Here is a 21,577-nt window from a genome sequence, read left to right as displayed (position 1 = left end):
ATTTTTTTACAAACTGGTGGTCGTTACTGGGATCGAACCAGTGACCCCCTCCTTGTAAGGGAGGTGCTCTCCCAGCTGAGCTAAACGACCTGGGAATTCTGTCTCCACCGAGTGGAGAAAATGGTGGGTCGTGCTGGATTCGAACCAGCGACCAATTGATTAAAAGTCAACTGCTCTACCGACTGAGCTAACGACCCTCACCACGACCAGTTCCGACTGCATTACTGCTTCGGCTCTGACGGCGGCCTATATTACGGATTTAAATTTCCGGTGCAACAGAAAATTCGTAATTTAAATCCGTTTGCTCACTGTGCGTACAAATGCAGGCTGTTTTTACAGTAGCGTTACGAAAACAGTGACATACAGCAATGTTACAGCTTGGCCAGACTCTGTTTGGCCAACTGAGCTGGCGAGGTGTTGGGATAGCCCTTGATCACCTGCTCATAGAAGGATTTGGCTTCCGCCTTCTTGCCATCCAGCTGCGCCAGCATACCCAGCTTCAGCAGCGCATCTGCTCGCTTGGGGGATTTGCTGTATTTGTTGGCCACGGTCGAAAACTGGGCCGAGGCACCGGCTCTGTCACCCTTGTTGAACAGCAACTGGCCGAGCCAGTAGTGTGCATTGGGAACATAGCCCGAATTGGGGTACTGCTTGATGAAGCCCTGGAAAGCCGGAATGGCTTTGTCGTAGTTCTTCTCTTTGAGCACCATGTTGACCGCTGCGTCGTAGGCCTGATTCTCATCCTGATTGGTTGAGTAATTGGCGGCAGCAGCCGGTGTGGCAGCAGCAGAGGCCGGGGCGGCTGGAGCAGCTTGCTGGCTGCTGGCAACCTTGTCGAGCTCCTGATAGAGCTGACGCTGGCGCTCTTGCGACTGTTCCATCTGGTAGGTCTGCTGCTCCAGCTGACCACGCAGCTCGGAAACCTCCCCTTGCAGGGAGTCGACCTGTTGCTGCAATTCAGCTTGCAGTCGCAGACGGGCATTGAGGGTGCGCTCCAGCAGGGCAACCCGATCTTCCAGGCTACCAGTGGGCACGATGGCGCCGTTGTTGCCGCTAAGGACAACCCCACCACTTGAGTCACCGCCCAGATCGCTGACCGGTGCCGCAGCTTGCGCATTCAGAACAACCATTACGGCCAGCGCAACGACAGCTTGCTTGTACACAGATTTCATTCGGATCAAACCTTAGCGTTTAGTACAGATAAAACGGCCAGCGCCATCGTCGCTCGCATATGCAGATTTCATTCGGATCAAACCTTGGCGTTTAGTGCAAATAAAACGGCCATCGAAATGGCCGCTTGCATATAAACGAACTTCGTTCGGTTTAAACCTTAGTAAACCAGAACCGCGCGGCGGTTTTTGGCAAAGGCATCCTCGGTGTGAGACATGTCCAGCGGCTTCTCTTCGCCATAGCTGACGATGGAGAGCTGCTCGGCCTGCACACCCAGGGTTTGCAGATACTTGGCAACAGCCTTGGCACGACGCTCGCCCAGGGCGATGTTGTACTCCGGAGTACCGCGCTCATCGGCGTGACCTTCGATCAGGACTTTAACGCTCGGGCGCTCGCGCAGGTAGCTGGCGTGGGCATCCAGCAGATCAGCGTACTGACCCTGGATATCGTAACCGTCGAACGGGAAGTAGATCACGTTGTCACGCTGCAGTGCTTCGAACTTCTGACGCATCTGCTCTTCCGGGGACAACATGCCGTTGGCGCCGCCGGTTTGTACACCGCCCATGCCGTCGGTCATACCTGACTCAGCGCCAGCGGCGTCAGAATCAGAAGAAGAACTACAAGCGGCCAGGGTGAACAGTGGCAGTGCGATGGCCAAACCCTTGAGCAGTTTATTGAGTTGCATGCTATTTCCTTAAACCTTTATAACAAAACAAAAAACAATTGGATTTTTATCAATTCAAGAAGGGCGACCAAGCTGGTGCACGAATTTCACCGCTACTGGTCGGAAGCACAGCCTTGAAGCGACCATCAGTCGACACCAACGCGAGACTCTTACGACCCTGATAGATGGTGGCATAAATGATCATGCTGCCATTGGGAGCCACACTTGGCGACTCATCCAGAGCACTCTGGGTAAGGACCAACAGGGCATTGTTTTCCATGTCCTGACGGGCAATACGATACTGTCCCTGAACACGGGTCACCATCACCATGATTTTGCCATCAGGAGTGATGGATGCACCCTGGTTGGATTCACCTTCCCAAGTCATCCGGCGAGTCATACCAGTCGCCAAATTTACGCTATAAATCTGGGGTTTGCCACCACGTTCAGAGGTGAACAACAAATTTTGCCCATCCGGCATCCAGGAGGGTTCAGTGTCGATCACACGGCTGGTTGTGACGCGGGTCAGCTGCTTGCTAGCGACATCAACCACATAGAGGTTCGGTGAACCATCTTTGGAGAGAACGATAGCCAGACGACGACCATCCGGAGACCACTCCGGCGCCCCGTTGATACCGCGGAAACTGGTGATCAGGCTGCGCTGCTGGGTGTAGATATCCTGCACGTAGATTTCGGACTTCTGGTTCTCGAAGCTCACGTAAGCCAGCTTGCTGCCATCCGGCGACCAGGCCGGAGACATCAAGGGCTCGCGGGAGCGCAGCAGGGTCTTCTCGTTGTAACCGTCGTAGTCAGAAATACGCAGCTGGTACGGGAACTGGGTACCCTGCTGTACGGAGACGTAAGCCAGACGGGTCAGGAAGGCACCGCGCTCGCCAGTCAGACGCTCATAGACGATGTCGGAGATACGGTGGGCAAACTGGCGCATCTGGGCACCCGGGATGGTCGCCATACGGCTATCCAGGATGTAACCGTTGCTCTCGCCACCTTGTGCCTTGGCCAGCTGGCCTTTCAGCACATCGACCAGCTCGAAGTTGACCTTGTAGGTGCCGTCACCGACTGCCGAAATGGAACCCACCACCACGGCTTCAACTCCTTGGGAGGCCCAGGGAGCGAAGTTGATCTCGCTGCTGCTGCTCGGGGTTTGCGGCATCTGGCCACGGGCCAGCGGCTTGAACTTGCCGCTGCGCATCAGGTCGTTGGAGACCACTTCCGCGATGTCCTGCGGCAACTGCCCGTTACCTTCCCACTTGAAGGGGGCGACGGCGATGGGGCGTGCGCTATCAATACCGCCGGTGATGACGATGTCCAGGGCCGCCTGGGCACTCTGGCCCAGCAACAAACAGCCAACCAAAGCAAAAAATACTTTTCTGATCATGGCTTAAATACTCGGTTCCAATATAGATGAGAGGTTAAATTCCTTTCTCGGCGAGAGGTTGCCAACCGGAGGCAAGCAACCTCGTTTTATCACGCTTAGATACTCGGTTCTAACTTCAGGTTAAATTCCTTCAACATCTCGAATGCCGCAGGATCCTTGGGCACAGGCAGTTGATTGGCTTTCAGAACAGCCGCCTTACCGGAACGACAGACCGCCGGGTCACCCTGGCCGTTATCTACCGATATGACAAAGCCACTGCTCGCAAGACGTACGCCGATAGTACATGTTTTGCCCCGCATGGTGGGATCCAAAATCATATACCGCTCAACAGTGGCCTTGATGAGCGCCGCATATTTGTCGACTTCGCCCTGGGCTGCTGCCGATGCCGCCTGACTGCGGGCATTGGCCTCAGCCGACAGCTGCTGCTGCATCATCTCTTCCATCTCTTTTTGCAGCTTGGCCTGCTCGGCTGCTTTACGCTTGCGCTCAGCCGCGATCTTGGCCTGCTTTTCGGCCTCTGCCTTGGCTTTCTTCTCTGCGTCAGCTTTTGCCTTTTTCTCAGCCTCTTCCTTGGCCTTCTTCTCGGCCTCGGCTTTGGCTTTTTTCTCTGCTTCTGCCTTGGCTTTCTTCTCAGCTTCGGCTTTGGCCTTCTTGTCAGCTTCCGCTTTCTTGGCCTTGGCTTCTGCCGCCTTGGCCTTCTCTTCGGCCTCTTTCTTCTCTTGTTCCTTTTTCTTCTTCAGCGCCAACGCTTTGCTCTCGGCTTCCGCCGCTTTACGCTCGGCTTCGGCCTTCTTGGCCTTCTGCTCTTCCAGTTTGCGGGCTTCCTCGGCTTTTTGGGCCTTCTCTTCCGCCTGCTTCTGCTCGGCCACCTTCTTCTGCTTCTCGGCCTCGGCCTTGCGAGTCGCCTCTTCGGCCTGCTTGCGCTTGGTCTCGGCGATGCGAAGCTGCTCCTGTTTCTGAGCCAGCTCACGCTTGGCGAGATCCGTGTCTTCCTTATCCTTCTCTTTCTCTACCTTTTGAGGCTTGGGCTGAGATTTCTGCTGCTGGATCTGCTTGGCCTGCTCGTTGAGGAAGTTCTCATCGAGCATGACGGCATTGACGATCTGCCCCTTCGATTCGGGTCGTTTCGGTTTGCTGAAATCGAGCCCGACAAACAGGATGATGCCGATGATCAGGTGCAGCAGAAACGACGCGATGAGATAACCGGAAATACCACGCTTCACATCCATCTCCGTTAGTTCACCGGATCTGTCATCAGGCCAACCTGAGGCACACCCGCTTTCTTGAGGGCCACCATCAACAGGATCACCTCTTCGTAGCGCACGGCCTTGTCACCCGCGACCACCACGGGGGCATTCTGGTTGATCGCCAGATAGCCCATGGCTTTTTCGGTGATGTATTGCTGCATCGCCTCTGGCGTGCCGCTTGGCACCGGCTCATCATCGGCTTCGCCAGCCTTGATGACATACTCGCCTTCGGTATTGACGCTGACGATGAAGGGCGGCTTGGCATCTTCCGGCAACTGCTCGGACTCAGCCTGTGGCAGATCCACCTTGACCCCTTGCGTGATCACCGGCGTGACCGCCATAAAGATGATAAGCAGCACCAGCATGACGTCGATATAGGGAACCACGTTGATCTCGGCCACCTTCTTGCGCCGGATCCGCTGATAGGTTTGCATTACTGATCACCCTGCTGCTGTGCAATTTGACGGTTCAGAATGGTAGTGAACTCGTCCATGAAGTTGGCGTAGGCGTTCTCCAGCCGCTCGACCTTGTTGGAGAAGCGGTTGTAGAAGATAACCGCCGGGATAGCGGCAAACAGACCCATGGCGGTGGCGATCAGCGCTTCCGCGATACCCGGTGCCACCATTTGCAGGGTGGCCTGCTGCACCTGACCCAGAGCGATAAAGGCGTTCATGATCCCCCATACGGTACCAAACAGACCGATATAGGGGCTGATGGAGCCAATGGTCGCCAGCACCGGCAGGTTGGATTCCAGATCATCCACCGCGCGGGAGAGGGAGACGCGCATGGCGCGGTAGGTACCATCCATCACCGCATCCTGACCACGGGCACCGGCCTTGAGCAAGCGGGCATACTCCTTGAAGCCGGAGTAGAAGATATCTTCCATGCCTTCGATGTCATCGCGGCGGGAAGAGGACTCCTGATAGAGGCGATTGAGATCGACCCCTGACCAGAAGCGATCTTCAAACTGTTCCGATGCGAGATTGGCCGCCTTGATCGCCTTTGAACGCTGGATAATCAGCGCCCACGAGACAATAGACATGCTCATCAGGGTCATCATGACCAGTTTTACCAACAGGCTGGCTTGCCAAAACAGGCCAATAAACGAAATTTCAGCGTGCACTTAACAGCACTCCCTTGATTTTTTCAGGTATAGCTACAGGTTTCATTTGCGGATGACTGACACAGGCTATCTGTACCATGGCCTGGGTGATCAGTCGTCCATCAGCCGCCAGGATCTGCTGCGAAAAGCGCAGGGATGCGCGTTTCACTTCAATCACTTGCGTTAATACATTCAATAGTTCATTAAAACGGGCCGCCGAGCGGAAATCGATCTCAGTTCGGCTCACCACGAAGGCATATCCCTCCTGCAGCCAGACGTCCTGTTCGACCCCTTTGGCACGAAGAAACTCGGTGCGAGCACGTTCCATAAACTTGAGATAATTGGCGTTGTAGACGATGCCCCCGGCGTCGGTGTCTTCGTAGTAGACACGCACCGGAAACTCAAAGACTTCCCCCATAACAATCTGTGATCCATTCGACAGTCAGATGGGGGGCTATCATAGCGCAGGGCTGAATAGGAAAGAAGCAGGGGGAGACAGGGAAATCCTGCCTCCCCCCGTTTTTTATGAAAGGAAATATGAATGTGTCAGCCAGAGGCCATACAACAAACTGGGCCAGGCGAGCCAGGGGTTGAACAGCACACGTCCGGGCAGGCTTTTCAGATGAAAGCCAAGCCCGTTAAGTACGCCACAACAGACGGCCCACATCAGCCAGGGAGCAAGCCAGAGACCATGCTCGCTGGTGTTGGCCGCGATCAGATTGGGGGCCTGTAAAATAGCGACGGCCAACAAGGCCGCCGCGAGTAACATCAACCCCTGCCACGGCTGCCGCTCCAGTGGAGCGGCCAGCCTGGCGAGTCGATCACTTGTTTTCATCGATCTGACGATCCATGTTCTCGGTGTGTTCCAGCCACAGCGCATTGATGATGCCAAATGCACAGGCCAGCAACAGCCCCAGGATCCAGGTGAAATACCACATTGTCAGCGCACCTCTTAATAGAGAGATTGTTGGTTATCTTCGATGTGCTTGTTGGTTACCCGGCCAAACATCTTGATGTAAGTCCAGATGGTGTAACCCAGCACAATCGGTACGAAGATAGCTGCAGCCACAGTCATCACCTGCAAGGTGTTGAAAGAGGCGGTAGCATCCCACATGGTCAGGCTCAGTGACGGCTCAAGGCTTGAGGGCATCACGAACGGGAACATGGAGAAACCGGCAGTGAGGATGACCCCGGCAATCGCCAGCGAGGAGCTGGTAAACGCCAGCCAGCCGATGTTCATGCGGGCAAACAGCGCAGTCAGCAGGCTCATGGCCAGGCCCAGTACAGGGGCAGCCACCATCCACGGATAGAGGGTGTAGTTGTTCATCCAGGCACCAGCCTGCAGGACAACTTCCTTGTTCATCGGGTTGGATACTGCGTCAGTCGCGGCAGCCTTGACGATGACATACCCTTCCATACCGCTTACCCACCAACCCGCGGCAGCAAACAGCACCAGGGTCAGCAGTGAGCAGATCATGGCGGCAGTGCGGGAACGCGCCAGCACTTCACCGTCGGTCTTCATCATCAACCAGGTTGCGCCCTGGGTGAGCAGCATGAACAGACTCACCAGACCAGCCAGAATGCCGAACGGGTTAAGCAGACCAAAGAAGTTGCCGTGATAGGTCAACATCATGAACTGGTTAAACTCGAACGGAACGCCTTGCAGCAGGTTGCCAAAGGCCACACCAAAGACGATGGGCGGTACGGCGCTACCGGCGAACAAGGCCCAATCCCAGTTGCTGCGCCATTTGGCATCAGCACGCAGGGAGCGGTACTTGAAACCGACCGGACGCAGGAACAGCGCCATCAGCGTCAGGATCATGGCGATGTAGAAGCCGGAGAAGGTCGCGGCATACACCATCGGCCAGGCGGCGAACAAGGCACCACCGGCAGTGACCAGCCAAACCTGGTTACCTTCCCAGTGCGGTCCCATGGTGTTGAGCATCACGCGGCGCTCGACATCTTTCTTGCCGACGAACGGGAGCAGTGCGCCTACCCCCATGTCGAAGCCGTCAGTGATGGCAAAACCGATCAGCAGTACGCCGACCAGAGCCCACCAGATGACACGCAGAGTTTCGTAATCAAACATGGTCGCTCTCCTTATGCCTTGAGCTGTTCAAAGTGATACTTGCCAGTCTTCAGGCTGCTGGGGCCAAGACGGGCATACTTGAACATCAGGTACATCTCGATAACCAGAAGTACGGTATAGAACAGGCAGATACCGATCAGAGAGAACCAGATCTCGGCTGCAGGCAGGTTGGATGCAGAGAGGGAAGTCGGCAACACCTCTGCAATGGTCCACGGTTGGCGACCATACTCAGCAACAAACCAGCCAGCTTCGATAGCGATCCACGGCAGCGGGATACCCCACAGCAGACCCTTGAGCAGCCACTTGCGCTTGCCGATCTGGTGACGGGCACTGTCATAGAAGGCCATACCAATCAGCACCAGCATCAGCATGCCGACGGCAACCATGATGCGGAAGGCGAAGAACAGCGGCAGAACCTGCGGGATGGAGTCATCCACGGCGGCCTTGATCTGCTCGTCGGTAGCATCGGTCACGTTGCTGGTGTAGCGCTTGAGCAGCAGACCGTAGCCCAGATCCTGCTTCACTTCGTCGAAGCGAGCGCGGGTCTCGTCAGACTTGTCACCGGATTGCAGCTTGGTCAGCAAGTCGTAAGCGGTCATACCGTTACGAACGCGCAGTTCGTGCTCGCTCTTCAGATCCTTCAGACCGGTGACCTGACCGTCCAGAGAACGGGTCGCGATAATGCCCAGCGCATAGGGGATCTTGATGGCGTAGTCGGTGCGCATCTCTTCCTGATTCGGAATACCGAACAGGGTAAAGGCGGCCGGAGCAGGCTCAGTTTCCCACTCAGCTTCGATAGCGGCCAGTTTCACCTTCTGCACTTCACCGGTCTCGTAACCGGATTCGTCACCGAGGATCAGCACGGACACGATGGAAGCCATACCGAACGCAGCGGCAATGGCGAAGGAGCGACGGGCAAACGCCACATCACGATTCTTCAGCAGGTAGTAGGAGGAGATACCCAGCACAAACATGGCGCCACAGGTATAACCAGCCGCCACAGTGTGGACGAACTTGACCTGAGCAACCGGGTTGAGCACCACGTCAGCGAAGCTCATCATCTCCATCCGCATGGATTCGAAGTTGAACTCGGCACCGACCGGGTTCTGCATCCAGCCGTTGGCGACCAGGATCCAGAGGGCTGAGAGGTTGGTACCCAGCGCCATCAACCAGGTGGCAGCCAGATGCTGATGCTTGCTCAGACGATCCCAACCAAAGAAGAACATACCGACGAAGGTGGACTCCAGGAAGAAGGCCATCAGCCCTTCGATAGCCAGCGGGGCCCCGAAGATATCGCCGACATAATGGGAGTAGTAAGCCCAGTTCGTCCCGAACTGGAACTCCATGGCCAGACCTGTGGTGACCCCCAAGGCAAAGTTGATACCAAACAACTTACCCCAGAATTTGGTCATGTCCCGGTAGATGGTGTTGTTGGTCATCACATAGACGGATTCCATGATCGCCAGGAGAAAGGCCATTCCCAGCGTCAGGGGTACAAACAAAAAGTGATAAAGGGCCGTCGCAGCGAACTGGAACCGCGATAGGTCTACCACATGCTCAGCAATCATGATGTTTCCTCACCGATTATTGGCACGGCTATTTTAAGTTTTAAGCACAAAGCTTCCGTTGGAGGTTAGCGAATGAGCCTTATTGGGACGTGTCACAACAAAACGCGTTCAGTAACCACTGGCATTAACAACAAGGCAATACGAGAACACAAATAAAGCTAATGTTTAACAATTCCAAAACAATCAGCCTAAATTTATTCTCGCCCATGATGACCGGGTTTTTATATCACCTTTATTTGATTGAAATCAATGTAAAAGGACCCGCCATACATGGCTTTGAAAGGCATTTTTAATCTATTTCACGATTATTGACGCGAGCCAGATCACAAAACACGATAAAGCGTAAAACATTGATTTAAATCAATTTAAGAATTTAACATCCCGCCACTCGGTTTAATTTGAAAAGCGTGAATGACGCGCCTTTTTCCATGTTATCCGAGTCAGGCAATCTGATTCGAAAACTCAATTTAAAATTGCAAAGAATGCATACTCATGCGAACCAATTTCATCAATAAAGACATTAGATAAACTAATTTGAAGAGTGCAATTTTTCTTGTTTGCCGGGGTCGATTCGAACTCCTACAATGCGCCTCGCAGTGAGGGCATACCCTTGGATACAGGCCGGTTAATCCGGGTTCACGGTACGTATTCGACGATCAATTTGAACCTGTCTATTGGAATCGAAGATGAAAAAGTTTGTTGCTAAAACCATCCGTTACTACAAGCTTTCCTTTGTTCAGCTCTATCAACTGAACCGACTCTGAGAGCTCGCGACGGCTCACCTGTTTATTTTCCGGTCTGTGTCCAGACGCACTCACTGTCTGTGAACATCCATCCTGAATTGTCTTTGCCCACCGCATCCGCCGTGGGCTTTTTTTTGCCCGGATAATAAAAAACCGCCTTTGACGGCGGTTTCATGTTCAAACGACTGTTTTTACTTCTCATCTGGTCGCTGAAGACCGAAATGAGCATAGGCTCGTGTGGTCGCAATCCGTCCTCTGGGTGTACGTTGCAGATACCCTTGCTGGATCAGATAAGGCTCCAACACATCTTCGATAGTATCTTTCTCTTCCCCGATCGCGGCGGCCAGATTATCGAGACCCACCGGGCCCCCCATAAACTTGTCTATCACAGCCAACAATAACTTGCGGTCCATGAAGTCGAAGCCTTCATTATCGACATCCAGCATGTCCATGGCGCGAGCAGCAATGGGGCCGTCGATCCGGCCATCGGATTTCACCTGGGCAAAGTCGCGCACCCGCCTTAACAAACGGTTAGCAATCCGCGGCGTGCCGCGAGAGCGACGGGCGACCTCAATGGCACCATCTTCCGTCATGTCGAGCCCCAGACAACGGGCGCTGCGGGAGACGATATCGGTCAGGTCCTTGACGTTGTAGAACTCCAGCCGCTGGACGATACCGAAGCGATCCCGCAGCGGGCTGGTGAGTGAACCTGCCCGGGTGGTGGCGCCAATCAGGGTAAAGGGAGGCAGATCCAGCTTGATGGAGCGAGCCGCTGGTCCCTCCCCGATCATGATGTCAAGCTGATAATCCTCCATCGCCGGATAGAGCACCTCTTCCACCACCGGGCTGAGACGGTGGATCTCGTCGATGAACAGCACATCGTTCGGTTCGAGGTTGGTGAGCAGCGCGGCCAGATCCCCTGCTTTCTCCAGTACCGGGCCGGAGGTGGTCTTGATATTGACCCCCATCTCGTTGGCGACGATGTTGGCGAGGGTAGTCTTGCCCAGACCCGGCGGGCCGAAGATCAGCAGGTGATCGAGCGCTTCACCCCGCCGACGGGCCGCTTCGATAAAGATCTCCATCTGCTCGCAGACGGTATCCTGACCGGTGTAATCAGCCAGCTTCTTGGGGCGGATAGCCCGGTCAATAATGTCATCCTCACGGGCGGCACTGGCCGAGATGAGGCGGTCTGCTTCAATCATCAACTACCTCATACCAGGCTACGCAGGGATTCACGGATGATATCTTCCACCGACATCCCCTCTTTGGCGATCTTGCTGACAATCTGACTCGCCTGCTGCGGCTTGTAACCTAGGGCCACCAGCGCACTGGCCGCCTCCTCGGTCACATCCGGTGCCCGCAATTCGGGCTCACTGGCTGGCAGGGTGACCATGGCTGGGGAGAAGAGGTCGTGACTGACCCACCCCTTGAGGCGATCCTTCATCTCCACCACCAGCCGCTCGGCGGTCTTCTTGCCGACTCCCGGCAGTTTGACCAAAGAGCTTATCTCTTCACGTTCGACACTCAGCACAAACTGGGTAGCTGTCATGCCGGAGAGAATAGCCAGCGCCAGCTTGGGGCCGACTCCGTTGGTCTTGATCAGCTCGCGGAACAGCGCCCGCTCCTGTTTGTGGTTGAAACCATAGAGCAGCTGGGCATCTTCCCGCACCACGAAGTGAGTATGGATGGTCGCTTCCTTGCCGATCTCCGGCAAATCATAGAAGCAGCTCATCGGCATCTGCACCTCATAGCCAACCCCGCCCACTTCCAGCAGGACCTCGGGGGGCTGCTTTTCAATGACAATGCCTCTCAAGCGACCAATCACGGCTCTCTCCTCACCAATACAACTATTCGTAAATTGGCTCATAGCATAAAGAATAACTGGATAAGTATCCAGCATAGGGCAGCAACACCCTTGTGGTCAGAGAGGCTTTTTATCCCATTTTCCACCATGCTTGATCGGGTGCAGCCAGTGCACGGGATGTTTCAGCGCCGCACCGGCCCCCGAGCGGGGGATAAACCACTACACTAAACCCGTTCGGAACCGAAACTGGTGCCAATGTCGATACCAAGGAAGGCCATCACATGAAAATTGTTACCACCTCCAATCTGGGTCTTGCCATATTGCTCGGCTGTACGCTGGGCATGGGGGTCGTTGGCTGGTATGGCAGCCAGCGGCTAGCCAATCTGCTCTCCTACGTACTGGGCGCCGCCTGGCAGACCGCCGACGGTGCCATGGAGGGCTCTATAGAGCTGGGCAATCAACAGCTACAGATTCAGAAGATGCAAAACGGAACCCCGCTCAATCGCGCCGAACTCGATGCAGCCAAGGCGGCGACCGATGACGCGCTGGCCCGGGTCAGCCAGGGGCAGCTCATTGATGGTGCAGCCCTTGCCACCATGGAACAGCACAAGCAGGACTATCAACAGCAACAAGAGAAGCTGCTGGCGCTCTATCACGCCTATACCGAGGTGGATCAGGCACTGCATCACAACGCCGATCTGATGGCCCGCCTCTCGACCCAGCTGGAGGTGATCGGCGATGGGGCAGTCGAGGCGCTGACCCAATCCCCCGACCAGACCATCAGCTGGAACAGCGGCCTCTCCACTCGCTGGGAAGCGGCCGACGGGGGGATGGAGTCCAACATAGGCTTTTTGCGCCAACTCTATGCGCTGGAGAAGATGCGCAGACAAGGAGTCACAGAGGCGATCCAAGCCGAGTTAAAAGAGGCGACCGATTTCTACCACGAAGCGGTCGACAGCATGCTCGGCACCGGGCTGTTCGATATCGAGGGAACCGGCGAATTTGCCGGCAAGACACTGTCGGCAGAGTATCGCGCTCTGTTGGCCCGGCATCAGCAACTGATGGGACAGTGGGTCGATGCGCTCGGCAGCTATCAGGCCCAGCAGTCCGCCTATGAGGTCAGTGCCGATGAGCTGCGACAACAGCTGGTTGCCATCGAGGAGAGCGGCGATGCCACCGTCGAGGATCAGGTGGCCCAGCTCAACGGCATCATCAGCCAGATCCGAACCCTGCTGCTGGGTGGCCTGTTGCTGAGCCTGATCATGGTCACCCTCTGCGGCTTCTGGCTGACCCGCAAACTGGTAACCCCGCTGCTGCAAGTGGACAAACGAATGCAGGATATCGCCGCCGGCGAGGGGGACCTCAACGCCCGCATCAACCTGCAACGGGATGATGAGATAGGCTCGCTGGCCAACAGCGTGGATCGTTTCATCGAGAAATTGCAGAAGATGATCAGCTCCACCATGGACAACAACCAGCACATCAGCGAACACGTTCACACCTCGGTCAACCGGGTGGAGGCAATCAGCCAGAGCAGCCGCCAGACCGCCGAACATGCGCTGGCCCTGCACCACGACAGTGAACAGATGGTGCAAGTCGCCACAGGTATCTCGGACAACTGCAGCATGGCGGCCCACAATGCCAACGAGGTGCGCCAGCTGACCACCGAGAGCAGCCAGTATGTCGCCTCCGCCAGCGCGGGCATGCAGCGGGTGGTACAGGAGGTGAGCGAGTGTGCCATCGCCATCAACTCCCTCAAGGAGCAGGCGGGTCAGATTGGCCAGATCATCTCCACCATCAGCGGTATCTCGGAGCAGACCAACCTGCTGGCCCTCAATGCGGCCATCGAAGCGGCTCGCGCAGGAGAGATGGGGCGTGGCTTTGCGGTGGTCGCGGACGAGGTGCGCACCCTGGCCAATCGCACCGCGACATCAAGCGCCGAAATCAGCCAGGTGATCAGCAACATCCAGCAGCAGACCGAAACCGCCTATCTGATGATGCAACGCAACCTCAAGACGGTGGAGTCCGGCATGCAGGACTCCGAGAACACCAAGCAGATCCTGTTCAAGGTGGAAGGCGCCATCGACCAGCTGGCCGACATGGTGCAGCAGGTGGCCGTAGCCACAGGGCAACTGTCACACACCCTGAGCCACTCCTCTGACAAGGTCTCCGGCATCAGTCTGCAAGCCAGAACCGGCGAACAGGAGGCGCAGGAGTGTCTGCAACTCGCCTCCTCGCTCCATCAGGCCAGCCTGCTGCAACAGCGCCTGCTCTCCCAGTTCAGGGTCTGACCCCTTCAATAGCAAAGATGCCACTCATGTGAGTGGCATCTTTTTGTTACCGGTCGCTCATTCCTGCCGCCTTAACTTCCTCAACGTCCTATGGCCAGTTGAACAGCCAGGCTCAGCATGATGATGCCGACCAGCAGGTCGATCCCCCGCTGTACCTGGCTGCGAGCCAACCAGGGCGCCAGTGCCGCAGCACCCAGCGCCAGCGAGTAGAACCACACCAGCGAGGCCAGCATGGCCCCCGCAGCAAAGGCCGGACGCAGGGACTCGCTCACCTGACTGCCAAGGGAGCCGAGCAGCATCAATGTATCGAGATAGACGTGAGGATTGAGCAGCGTAACTCCCAGCGTCATCGCCAGCACGCTTTTGGCCCCCATCTGCTGAGTAGAATCGGCAACTCCCTCCCCTTTACCGCGCCAGGCACTGAGCAGGGAACGGCCACCAAACCAGCCGAGAAACAGCACGCCTCCCCAGGTGAGCAGCGCCATGCCGAGGGGGCTAGCGGCCAGCACATTGGCTCCGCCAAATACGCCGATAGCAATCAGGGTGAGATCGCAGAGGCTGCAGAGCGTGGCAGTCAGCAAATGGTGATTGCGATGGATGCCCCGGCTCAGCACAAAAGCATTCTGGGCGCCGATAGGGATAATCATGGCCAGACCGATGGTGAAGCCTTGCAGTGTCGTTGCGAGCATCATGGAGAGTACCGTTCGAAATGATGAATGAGCGGCACTATAGCGATGGCGGTTCCTTCTTAGAAATTCATTGATTTACTGATTGATTCATTTTGCTAATCAGCTGGAGTCACCAAAAGCCCCATCCGAAACCAATAGTCAATAGCAGGATCTGACAATTGAGAGTCCGCCGCTCAGCCCCGAGAATCAACAGGTTCTATTGCATCAGCTTGGGGAAGTTGGTGACAACTACATGCTCAAGATTCGGCAGCAAAATGCCACTGCTAATCCCCTTGGCTATGGCCTGATAACGATTCATGGAGCCAGTTTTGCGAGTGACCTGATTGAGGTGGTAATTCACCGTACGCTCGGTGATCCCCAAAATGCAGGCGATCTCCCCCGATGTTTTCCCCTCACTGGCCCAGAACAGGCATTCGGTCTCACGATCCGTCAGGGCGGCTTGTTGATCCGAATCCCTCAGGCGCACAACCCTGATCGCAGCCTCGAAGATGTAATTGGCCATCCAGGAGAGGATTGGCGAGGACTCCAGCAACAGATCGCTAGAAGCCCGCTCGGACGTGATAAAGGAGAGGATTCCGTTCTCCCCGGCTGCGCCGTGCAGAGGGAAGGAGATGCCATTGCGCAATCCGAACTCGGCGGCCAGTCCCATCACGTCCATGCTTCCCTCTTGCAGAAAGCGAGCCCGCTCATCGAGGCGGTTCCAGTAAATGGGCAGCGTCTGCTTGCGTGCCAACTGAATCACAGGGTCACACGCCAGCATGTTGTTATCGGTATAGGTCTGTACCCAGGAGATAGGGCACTGATTAAACAGTACCACTTTGGGTCTTTGCATCGACATCGGAATGATCAGGGTAAAGCCGTAATAGTCATAACCCATATCGACCGTAAAGCGACCGATCAATCCGGCAAGACGGTCACCATCCGTCACCGAAGTGAAATGTTCCAGATACTCAAACAGTTGCTCTTGTTTCATATGCTAGCCCCCCTGGCCAAGCTTCTGATTATAACGGCGAACAGGCAGAGAGAGAGTTCATAATGTTGGTTTTCAAAGGAAAATTGAGAGATCACCCACGAAACGCCGTAGAGAACGAACTCTATCAATTTCGAAATCGCGTCTTTTCCGACCGGCTAGGCTGGGACGTCGAGTCTTACCACGGTTTGGAACGCGACCGCTTTGACACGCCAGACACCCATTGGGTACTGGTCGAAGATGAACAAGGAGTCTGCGCCTGTATCCGTCTGCTCAGTTGCGCCAGCGCCTATATGTTGCCCAGCATTTTTCCCACCGCCCTTGCCGGTGAAAACGCGCCCCGCACTCCCGAGATCTGGGAACTCACCCGTCTGGCTATCGATGCGACCCGCGCTCCGTGCATGACCAATGGTGTCAGCGAGCTGACCTGCGTACTCCTTCGGGAGGCCTATGCGTTTGCTACAGCCAACGGCATCAAAGAGTTTGTTGGTGTAGCCAGCCTGCCCGCAGAACGCATTTTCCGCCGTCTCGGAATCCCTATGGCTCGTCTGGGCCACCGCCAAGCGGTAGATCTCGGTGCAGTTAAAGGTGTCGGCCTGCGCTTTTATCTGGATGAGCGATTTGCCCTGGCGGTCTCGCAGCCGCTTATCGGACACTATCAAACTACCACTTATCGCTCGCATGAGTTAGCGGCCCAGATATAAAAAATCCCGGGAAAACAGGCCCGGGATAAACGTATCGCTGTATCGCTATGACCCCGCAGGGCTGCCCCCTGCGGTCTCTAGCAGTATGCCTTCCTAACAAGACAGACCACCACTGTCAGATATCACAGCGCAACGCCCCTTCCGCCGCCCATTGTTGTCCCCTGCCGAGTGACGTAGAGTCAGCCCTTGGGCAACGGAAGGGGGAGAAGATGAAAGAGCTGGACTACAAACTGCTGCGGGCGCTGGATGCGGTACTGCAGGAACAGAACTTCGATCGGGCGGCCAAGTCGCTCCATATCACCCAGTCGGCCATCTCCCAGCGGATCAAGCAGCTGGAGCAGCAGTTTGCCGAGCCGCTACTCATTCGCAGCCAACCGCTGCAGGCCACGCCACTCGGCCAAAAACTGCTGGCCCACTATCGGCAGGTACACCAGCTCGAGCTCGAACTGGCGGGGGAGCTGGCTTCCGATGAGCCGCAAGGGCCAATCCGGATCAGCATCGCCGTCAACGCCGACAGCCTGGCCACCTGGTTTTTGCCCGCCATTGCCCCCTTGTTGAAACAGCACCCCATCGAACTCAACCTGCTGGTCGATGACGAGAGCCGTACCCTCGACAAGGTCCGCGAGGGTCAGGCCTTTGGTGCGGTCAGCCTGTATCCCCAACCGCTGGCGGGTTGCTGCGTCGACGAGCTCGGTGAGATGAACTATCTGCTTACCTCCAGCCCCGCCTTCGTAGCCTGCCACTTCCCTCATGGCCTGACCCGTGAGGCGCTGGCCAAGGCACCTGCGGTAGCGTTCGATCAGCGTGATGACATGCATGTGAGCTTTATGAGAGAACACTTCGGGCTGGAGCCTGGCGGTTATCCCTGCCATACGGTCCACTCGTCAGAGGCCTTCGTCGCCATGGCCGAACAGGGGTTGGCCTACTGCCTCATTCCCGAATTGCAGATAAGAGGCCAGCTCGCAGGCGGGTCACTACTCAACCTCAGTCCCGACCACGTCCTGACGGAATGCCTCTACTGGCACCGCTGGGTACTGGAAAAAGGGGTTCACAAGCAGCTATCCCAACGCCTTATCGACCATGCCAGATCGCAGTTGAAACCACGCTGAGCAGGCCATTCACCTTGGCTTTGCAGGGCTAAAAACGTATAGTGCTGGGCGATCCTTCATCAGGTCTCCACCCAGGTTTTCACTTCAGGTTCCTCACTTATGTTCCAAGACAATCCGCTGCTGGCCCAGCTCAAGCAACAAATCCGCGAAAACATCCCGAAGAAAGAGGGTGTGATCCGCGCCTCGGACCGGGGCTTCGGCTTTCTGGAAGTCGATGAGAAGACCAGCTATTTCGTGCCGCCTCCCTACATGAAGAAGGTGATGCACGGTGACCGGGTGACCGCCCTGATCCGCACCGAAAAAGAGAAGGAAGTGGCCGAGCCGGATACCCTGCTGGAGCAGTCCGTCACCCGCTTCGTGGCCCGGGTCAAGATGTTCCGCGACCGCCTCAACGTGGTGGCCGACCATCCGCTGATCAAGGATGCCATCAAGGCCCGCGTCAAGAAGGGTCTGGATGAGAAAGAGTTCAAGGAAGGTGACTGGGTGGTGGCTACCCTCAAGCGCCACGCGCTGGTCGACGGCAACTTCTCTGCCGAGATCACCCAGAAAATCGCCGCCCAGGAAGATCACAACGTGCCCTGGTGGGTGGTGCTGGCCCGCCACAACCTGGCCCAGGTCGAACCGGCTGATTTGCCGGAGTGGAAGGTGATCGAAGAGGAGGAGCTGCCCCGTCGTGACCTGACCAAGGTGCCTTTCTTCACCATCGACGGTGCCAAGACCAAGGACATGGACGATGCGCTGGCCATCACCAAGCTGGATAACGGCTGGGAGCTGCTGGTCGCCATCGCCGACCCGACCGCCTATGTGGCCGAAGGGAGCGAGCTGGACAAGGAAGCCGCCCAGCGCGCCTTTACCGTCTACATGCCGGGCCGCAACGTGCCGATGATCCCGCGCACCCTCTCCGACGAGCTTTGCTCCCTGAAAGAGGGCGAGGAGCGCAACACCCTGTGCGCCCGTCTGTTGATCGCCGAAGATGGTCTGCTGCTGGAGGAGACCGAGTTCTTCGCCGCCCGCATCTGCTCCCACGCCCGCCTCAACTATGACGACGTCTCCGACTGGGCCGAGCATGGCAAAGAGCTGTCCATCGACGCAGGCGTACTGGCCCAGCTGCCGCTGATGAAGGCAATGACCGAGGCACGCATTGCGTGGCGAACCGAGCATGCGCTGGTATTCCCGGATCGTCCCGACTACGACTTCGAGCTGGGCGAAAATGGCGAAGTGCTGGCCATCCACGTCGAGCCGCGCCGCATCGCCAACCGCATGGTGGAAGAGTCGATGATCGCCGCCAACATTTGCGCCGGTCGCGTGCTGGGTAAGAGCGTAGGTTACGGCATCTTCAACGTTCACACCGGCTTTGACGAAGAGTCCCTCGACGGCGCCATCGACCTGCTGAAGAGTGCCGAAGCCCCGTTCGAGCGCGACGAGATCGCCAGCCTCTCAGGCTTCTGCGCCCTGCGCCGCTGGATCGACAACCTCGACACCCGCTGGCTGGATGGCAAGATCCGCCGCTTCCAGAGCTATGCGCTGATGTCCTCCGAACCGGGCGCCCATTACGGTCTGGGTCTGGATGCTTACGCCACCTGGACGTCACCTATTCGCAAGTACGGCGATATGGTCAACCATCGTCTGCTCAAAGCGGTCATCGCCGGCAAGACCCCGGGTGAGCGCCCGAGCACCGAGCTCACCGAGCACCTGACCGCCTGCCGCCGCCTGCACCGCATGGTGGAGCGTGACATCGGCGACTGGCTCTATGTTCGCTACCTGAAAGCCGCGGCTGGCACCGATCAGGTATTCAACGCCGAGATCATCGATGTGATGCGTGCCGGTCTCAAGCTGCGTCTGCAGGAGAACGGCGCCGTGGTCTTCCTGCCTGCCCGCCATATTCTCGACAACAAGGATCGACTGGAGTGCAACTGGGACAACGGCCGCGTCTATCTGGACAAGACCGAAGTGGTCTACGAGCTCGGCCAGATCATCGAGGTGAAGCTGACCGAAGCGGTGGAAGAGACCCGTTCCCTTATCGCCAAGCCGGCGGTGGAGTTGGTGCCGGGTCCGGCACCGGAAGCCCCGGCGACCGAGAGTGCGCCAGCCGATAGCAGTGAAACGCCCGCTGAGGCTGCCCCCAAGGCAGAATAAGCCGCGCAGAATCATCTGATCTGCCCGAGAGCCCGCCATCGTGCGGGCTCTTTTTTGCCCAACACCCCACCATACAAGCTGCCATATATACCGTTATGGCACACAGTTCTAGCCACGATTGGCAGAGAACACAGTGAATGTCTCCACCAGCAGGGCTGAAAGCAACCGTTATGTGCGCTGCCTCTCCTTTCTGACATATTAATCAAGGAGAAATATGTCTATACTCGCTTGGGTACAATCCAAGGGATATTGGTATGCAGGAATGGGACCCGGAACACTTCACCAACTTCGCTCAGTTATGCGAAGTGAGCCTCGCCACCATCCGTGAAAAGACCGATGCCGAACGCCTCTACCTCTGGCTGAAAGCCCCCGAACCGCAGCTCTACAGTTTTCAGCTCGATCACGGGCTGACCACGCTTGATCTCGCCCATCTCGGTCAACTGACCCTGCCCCACCACCTGATCGACAAGGCGATGGAGAAGGGACAACTGGTGATCGAGCAGCTCCAAGCACCGCCGGATCCCGGCGAAAATGTGGAGCCCGCCCAGCCGCAGTTACGCGCCTGTTTCCCTCTCAAGCGTCACATGAAACTGGAAGGGGTCATCTATCTGGAGACCCGCCGCCGCATCGACCGCCTCTCCTCCCACCAGCGTCAGGGCATCCAGCTCCTTATCCACTATCTGACAGCCGAGCTCAGCAATCACCTGCTCTCCAGCCAGGTCAATCAGGAGCGGGACCAGCGGCTCCATACCCAGACCGATCTGGTACAGAGTCAGGCACTGCAAGGCTCCTTCCTCACAATGTTGCAGGCGCTGCACATGGTCAGCGTCACCCTCTCCCGCAGTCGCAGCGAGAACGATCTGCTGCGGGATGCCGTGCTGCTGGCCCGCAAGGAGCTGCAATTCGATCGGGTCGCCATCTTCCTGATCGAACCCGATGGCAAAACCATGCGCGGCACCTGGGGCACCAGCGAGGACGGTGAGCTGATGGATGAACACAACTTCATCAGCCCCATTCCGGATCACCCCACGGTGCAAGAGGCGCTCAGGCGCAAGGATTACGTTCTAGTGATGGAAGATACCCCCCTCTACTACGAGAAGCAGCAGGTGGGCCGTGGCTGGAACGCCATGATATCGCTGTGGGATGGCACCACCCCCATCGGCTGGATCGCCGCCGACAACCTGCTCTGGCACCGTCCGCTCAAGGCCTATCAGAGCGAGATCTTCAAACAGTACGCCGCCATTCTGTCACAACTGCTGATCCGCCAGCGTACTCAGGAGCAGTTGGAAACCCTCAACCGCCAGCTGGAGGCCCGGGTCGCCGAACGCACCATGCAGCTGGCCGAGACCAACCGTGCGCTGGAGGAGGCCAATCACCGCCTCTCCCTGCTGTCGCTGGAAGATCCCCTCACCGGCATCGCCAACCGGCGCCAGTGGGACATCACCATGCAGCGGGAGTGGGAGTGGGCACGGCGCACCCAGAACCTGCTGGCGGTATTGATGATCGACGTCGACGAGTTCAAGGCCTACAACGACCACTTCGGCCATGCCAAGGGGGATCTCTGCCTGCAACAGGTGGCCCATGTGCTGCGGGATGCAGAGCGGCGCTGCACCAATCTGGTCGCCCGTTACGGCGGGGAAGAGTTCGTCATTCTGCTCTGCGCCCCCCAACCCGGTGAGGCCGAACAGCTGGCCGGACGGATCCACGATGGTCTTGCCCGCTTGAAAATGCCCCATCCCGCCTCGCGGGTTGCTGATTTCATTACGGTTAGCATAGGCTTTAGCTATCTGGTTCCCTCCCAGGACGGAGCATGGCAGACCCTGACTGAACAGGCTGACCAGGCGCTCTACCACGCCAAGTCACAAGGGAGGGCACGCACTCTGGCCTATCGGTGA

20 protein-coding genes and 2 tRNA genes are annotated in these 21,577 nt (G+C 56.9%); 5 read left to right on the top strand and 17 right to left on the bottom strand.

Going from position 1 to position 21,577, the window contains the following annotated elements; genetic code table 11:
- Nucleotides 1-14: 14 nt before the first annotated feature.
- From AB5Z09_RS22470 to ruvA, 15 genes are all read right to left on the bottom strand, one after another.
- A tRNA-Val gene (locus tag AB5Z09_RS22470) sits at nucleotides 15-90 on the bottom strand.
- 31 nt (nucleotides 91-121) lie between these two features.
- Nucleotides 122-197: transfer RNA gene (locus AB5Z09_RS22465), tRNA-Lys, on the bottom strand.
- 174 nt (nucleotides 198-371) lie between these two features.
- Nucleotides 372-1,172, bottom strand: a complete 801-nt coding sequence (gene ybgF / locus AB5Z09_RS22460) for a tol-pal system protein YbgF (protein ID WP_199251989.1) — start codon at nucleotides 1,170-1,172, stop codon at nucleotides 372-374.
- A 158-nt stretch (nucleotides 1,173-1,330) separates the two neighbouring features.
- Nucleotides 1,331-1,855, bottom strand: coding sequence for a peptidoglycan-associated lipoprotein Pal (gene pal, locus AB5Z09_RS22455; protein WP_005304908.1), 525 nt, complete (start codon nucleotides 1,853-1,855; stop codon nucleotides 1,331-1,333).
- Nucleotides 1,856-1,904: 49 nt separating this feature from the next.
- A complete protein-coding gene (gene tolB / locus AB5Z09_RS22450) occupies nucleotides 1,905-3,230 on the bottom strand; it encodes a Tol-Pal system beta propeller repeat protein TolB (protein WP_005335728.1) in 1,326 nt (441 codons plus the stop codon).
- 95 nt (nucleotides 3,231-3,325) lie between these two features.
- The gene (gene tolA / locus AB5Z09_RS22445) at nucleotides 3,326-4,459 is read right to left on the bottom strand and encodes a cell envelope integrity protein TolA (protein WP_013723471.1); all 1,134 of its coding nucleotides are present in this window, start codon (nucleotides 4,457-4,459) and stop codon (nucleotides 3,326-3,328) included.
- Nucleotides 4,460-4,464: 5 nt separating this feature from the next.
- Nucleotides 4,465-4,911 (bottom strand): protein TolR, encoded by a 447-nt coding sequence (tolR, locus tag AB5Z09_RS22440; RefSeq protein ID WP_005354757.1) that lies wholly within the window; start codon nucleotides 4,909-4,911, stop codon nucleotides 4,465-4,467.
- A complete protein-coding gene (gene tolQ / locus AB5Z09_RS22435; protein ID WP_005335735.1) occupies nucleotides 4,911-5,600 on the bottom strand; it encodes a protein TolQ in 690 nt (229 codons plus the stop codon). Before tolQ ends, tolR begins: the two co-directional genes overlap by 1 nt.
- A complete protein-coding gene (ybgC, locus tag AB5Z09_RS22430) occupies nucleotides 5,590-5,997 on the bottom strand; it encodes a tol-pal system-associated acyl-CoA thioesterase (RefSeq protein ID WP_005335737.1) in 408 nt (135 codons plus the stop codon). The genes tolQ and ybgC overlap by 11 nt, the downstream gene beginning before the upstream one ends.
- Before the next feature lie 105 nt (nucleotides 5,998-6,102).
- Entirely contained in the window at nucleotides 6,103-6,414 is a 312-nt protein-coding gene (locus AB5Z09_RS22425; RefSeq protein ID WP_041202810.1) for a cyd operon YbgE family protein, read from the bottom strand.
- Nucleotides 6,401-6,517: a cytochrome bd-I oxidase subunit CydX gene (gene cydX, locus AB5Z09_RS22420; RefSeq protein WP_005304933.1), complete on the bottom strand. Its 117-nt coding sequence runs from the start codon at nucleotides 6,515-6,517 to the stop codon at nucleotides 6,401-6,403. Before cydX ends, AB5Z09_RS22425 begins: the two co-directional genes overlap by 14 nt.
- A 14-nt stretch (nucleotides 6,518-6,531) precedes the next feature.
- Nucleotides 6,532-7,668, bottom strand: a complete 1,137-nt coding sequence (cydB, locus tag AB5Z09_RS22415; protein ID WP_005335741.1) for a cytochrome d ubiquinol oxidase subunit II — start codon at nucleotides 7,666-7,668, stop codon at nucleotides 6,532-6,534.
- An 11-nt stretch (nucleotides 7,669-7,679) separates the two neighbouring features.
- Complete coding sequence (locus AB5Z09_RS22410; RefSeq protein ID WP_064339410.1) at nucleotides 7,680-9,236, bottom strand: cytochrome ubiquinol oxidase subunit I; 1,557 nt, start codon at nucleotides 9,234-9,236, stop codon at nucleotides 7,680-7,682.
- Between the two features lie 934 nt (nucleotides 9,237-10,170).
- Nucleotides 10,171-11,181, bottom strand: coding sequence for a Holliday junction branch migration DNA helicase RuvB (gene ruvB / locus AB5Z09_RS22405; protein ID WP_368196357.1), 1,011 nt, complete (start codon nucleotides 11,179-11,181; stop codon nucleotides 10,171-10,173).
- A gap of 8 nt (nucleotides 11,182-11,189) precedes the next feature.
- Nucleotides 11,190-11,804: a Holliday junction branch migration protein RuvA gene (ruvA, locus tag AB5Z09_RS22400; RefSeq protein ID WP_005335746.1), complete on the bottom strand. Its 615-nt coding sequence runs from the start codon at nucleotides 11,802-11,804 to the stop codon at nucleotides 11,190-11,192.
- 260 nt (nucleotides 11,805-12,064) lie between these two features.
- Here ruvA and AB5Z09_RS22395 point away from each other — a divergent pair, with 260 nt between their 5' ends.
- Complete coding sequence (locus tag AB5Z09_RS22395) at nucleotides 12,065-14,074, top strand: methyl-accepting chemotaxis protein (RefSeq protein ID WP_368196355.1); 2,010 nt, start codon at nucleotides 12,065-12,067, stop codon at nucleotides 14,072-14,074.
- An 80-nt stretch (nucleotides 14,075-14,154) separates the two neighbouring features.
- Here the strand turns inward: AB5Z09_RS22395 and lysE are convergent, their stop codons facing one another.
- Together lysE and AB5Z09_RS22385 are read right to left on the bottom strand one after the other, a co-directional pair.
- On the bottom strand, nucleotides 14,155-14,763 hold the full coding sequence (gene lysE / locus AB5Z09_RS22390; RefSeq protein ID WP_368196364.1) for an L-lysine exporter: 609 nt from the start codon (nucleotides 14,761-14,763) through the stop codon (nucleotides 14,155-14,157).
- A gap of 196 nt (nucleotides 14,764-14,959) precedes the next feature.
- The gene (locus AB5Z09_RS22385; RefSeq protein WP_019445709.1) at nucleotides 14,960-15,736 is read right to left on the bottom strand and encodes a LuxR family transcriptional regulator; all 777 of its coding nucleotides are present in this window, start codon (nucleotides 15,734-15,736) and stop codon (nucleotides 14,960-14,962) included.
- 62 nt (nucleotides 15,737-15,798) lie between these two features.
- Here AB5Z09_RS22385 and AB5Z09_RS22380 point away from each other — a divergent pair, with 62 nt between their 5' ends.
- The 4 genes from AB5Z09_RS22380 to AB5Z09_RS22365 all read left to right on the top strand — a co-directional run bounded on the left by AB5Z09_RS22380 (nucleotide 15,799) and on the right by AB5Z09_RS22365 (nucleotide 21,577).
- Nucleotides 15,799-16,437, top strand: a complete 639-nt coding sequence (locus tag AB5Z09_RS22380; RefSeq protein WP_368196353.1) for an acyl-homoserine-lactone synthase — start codon at nucleotides 15,799-15,801, stop codon at nucleotides 16,435-16,437.
- Nucleotides 16,438-16,646: 209 nt separating this feature from the next.
- The gene (locus tag AB5Z09_RS22375) at nucleotides 16,647-17,546 is read left to right on the top strand and encodes a LysR family transcriptional regulator ArgP (protein WP_201958275.1); all 900 of its coding nucleotides are present in this window, start codon (nucleotides 16,647-16,649) and stop codon (nucleotides 17,544-17,546) included.
- A gap of 99 nt (nucleotides 17,547-17,645) precedes the next feature.
- A complete protein-coding gene (locus AB5Z09_RS22370; protein WP_368196350.1) occupies nucleotides 17,646-19,682 on the top strand; it encodes an exoribonuclease II in 2,037 nt (678 codons plus the stop codon).
- Nucleotides 19,683-19,936: 254 nt separating this feature from the next.
- Nucleotides 19,937-21,577, top strand: coding sequence for a sensor domain-containing diguanylate cyclase (locus AB5Z09_RS22365; RefSeq protein WP_042081544.1), 1,641 nt, complete (start codon nucleotides 19,937-19,939; stop codon nucleotides 21,575-21,577).

The organism is Aeromonas sp. R2-2 (assembly GCF_040908355.1).
In the GTDB taxonomy this organism is placed as follows: Bacteria; Pseudomonadota; Gammaproteobacteria; order Enterobacterales; family Aeromonadaceae; genus Aeromonas; species Aeromonas veronii.
This window is presented reverse-complemented; position numbering and strand designations above follow the sequence as displayed.

Coding starts and splice junctions, on each gene's coding strand:
- ybgF (WP_199251989.1), bottom strand. CDS start 1,172: ATGAAATCTGTGTACAAGCAAGCTGTCGTTGCGCTGGCCGTAATGGTT.
- pal (WP_005304908.1), bottom strand. CDS start 1,855: ATGCAACTCAATAAACTGCTCAAGGGTTTGGCCATCGCACTGCCACTG.
- tolB (WP_005335728.1), bottom strand. CDS start 3,230: ATGATCAGAAAAGTATTTTTTGCTTTGGTTGGCTGTTTGTTGCTGGGC.
- tolA (WP_013723471.1), bottom strand. CDS start 4,459: ATGGATGTGAAGCGTGGTATTTCCGGTTATCTCATCGCGTCGTTTCTG.
- tolR (WP_005354757.1), bottom strand. CDS start 4,911: ATGCAAACCTATCAGCGGATCCGGCGCAAGAAGGTGGCCGAGATCAAC.
- ybgC (WP_005335737.1), bottom strand. CDS start 5,997: ATGGGGGAAGTCTTTGAGTTTCCGGTGCGTGTCTACTACGAAGACACC.
- AB5Z09_RS22425 (WP_041202810.1), bottom strand. CDS start 6,414: ATGAAAACAAGTGATCGACTCGCCAGGCTGGCCGCTCCACTGGAGCGG.
- cydX (WP_005304933.1), bottom strand. CDS start 6,517: ATGTGGTATTTCACCTGGATCCTGGGGCTGTTGCTGGCCTGTGCATTT.
- cydB (WP_005335741.1), bottom strand. CDS start 7,668: ATGTTTGATTACGAAACTCTGCGTGTCATCTGGTGGGCTCTGGTCGGC.
- AB5Z09_RS22410 (WP_064339410.1), bottom strand. CDS start 9,236: ATGATTGCTGAGCATGTGGTAGACCTATCGCGGTTCCAGTTCGCTGCG.
- ruvB (WP_368196357.1), bottom strand. CDS start 11,181: ATGATTGAAGCAGACCGCCTCATCTCGGCCAGTGCCGCCCGTGAGGAT.
- AB5Z09_RS22395 (WP_368196355.1), top strand. CDS start 12,065: ATGAAAATTGTTACCACCTCCAATCTGGGTCTTGCCATATTGCTCGGC.
- lysE (WP_368196364.1), bottom strand. CDS start 14,763: ATGCTCGCAACGACACTGCAAGGCTTCACCATCGGTCTGGCCATGATT.
- AB5Z09_RS22385 (WP_019445709.1), bottom strand. CDS start 15,736: ATGAAACAAGAGCAACTGTTTGAGTATCTGGAACATTTCACTTCGGTG.
- AB5Z09_RS22380 (WP_368196353.1), top strand. CDS start 15,799: ATGTTGGTTTTCAAAGGAAAATTGAGAGATCACCCACGAAACGCCGTA.
- AB5Z09_RS22375 (WP_201958275.1), top strand. CDS start 16,647: ATGAAAGAGCTGGACTACAAACTGCTGCGGGCGCTGGATGCGGTACTG.
- AB5Z09_RS22370 (WP_368196350.1), top strand. CDS start 17,646: ATGTTCCAAGACAATCCGCTGCTGGCCCAGCTCAAGCAACAAATCCGC.
- AB5Z09_RS22365 (WP_042081544.1), top strand. CDS start 19,937: ATGCAGGAATGGGACCCGGAACACTTCACCAACTTCGCTCAGTTATGC.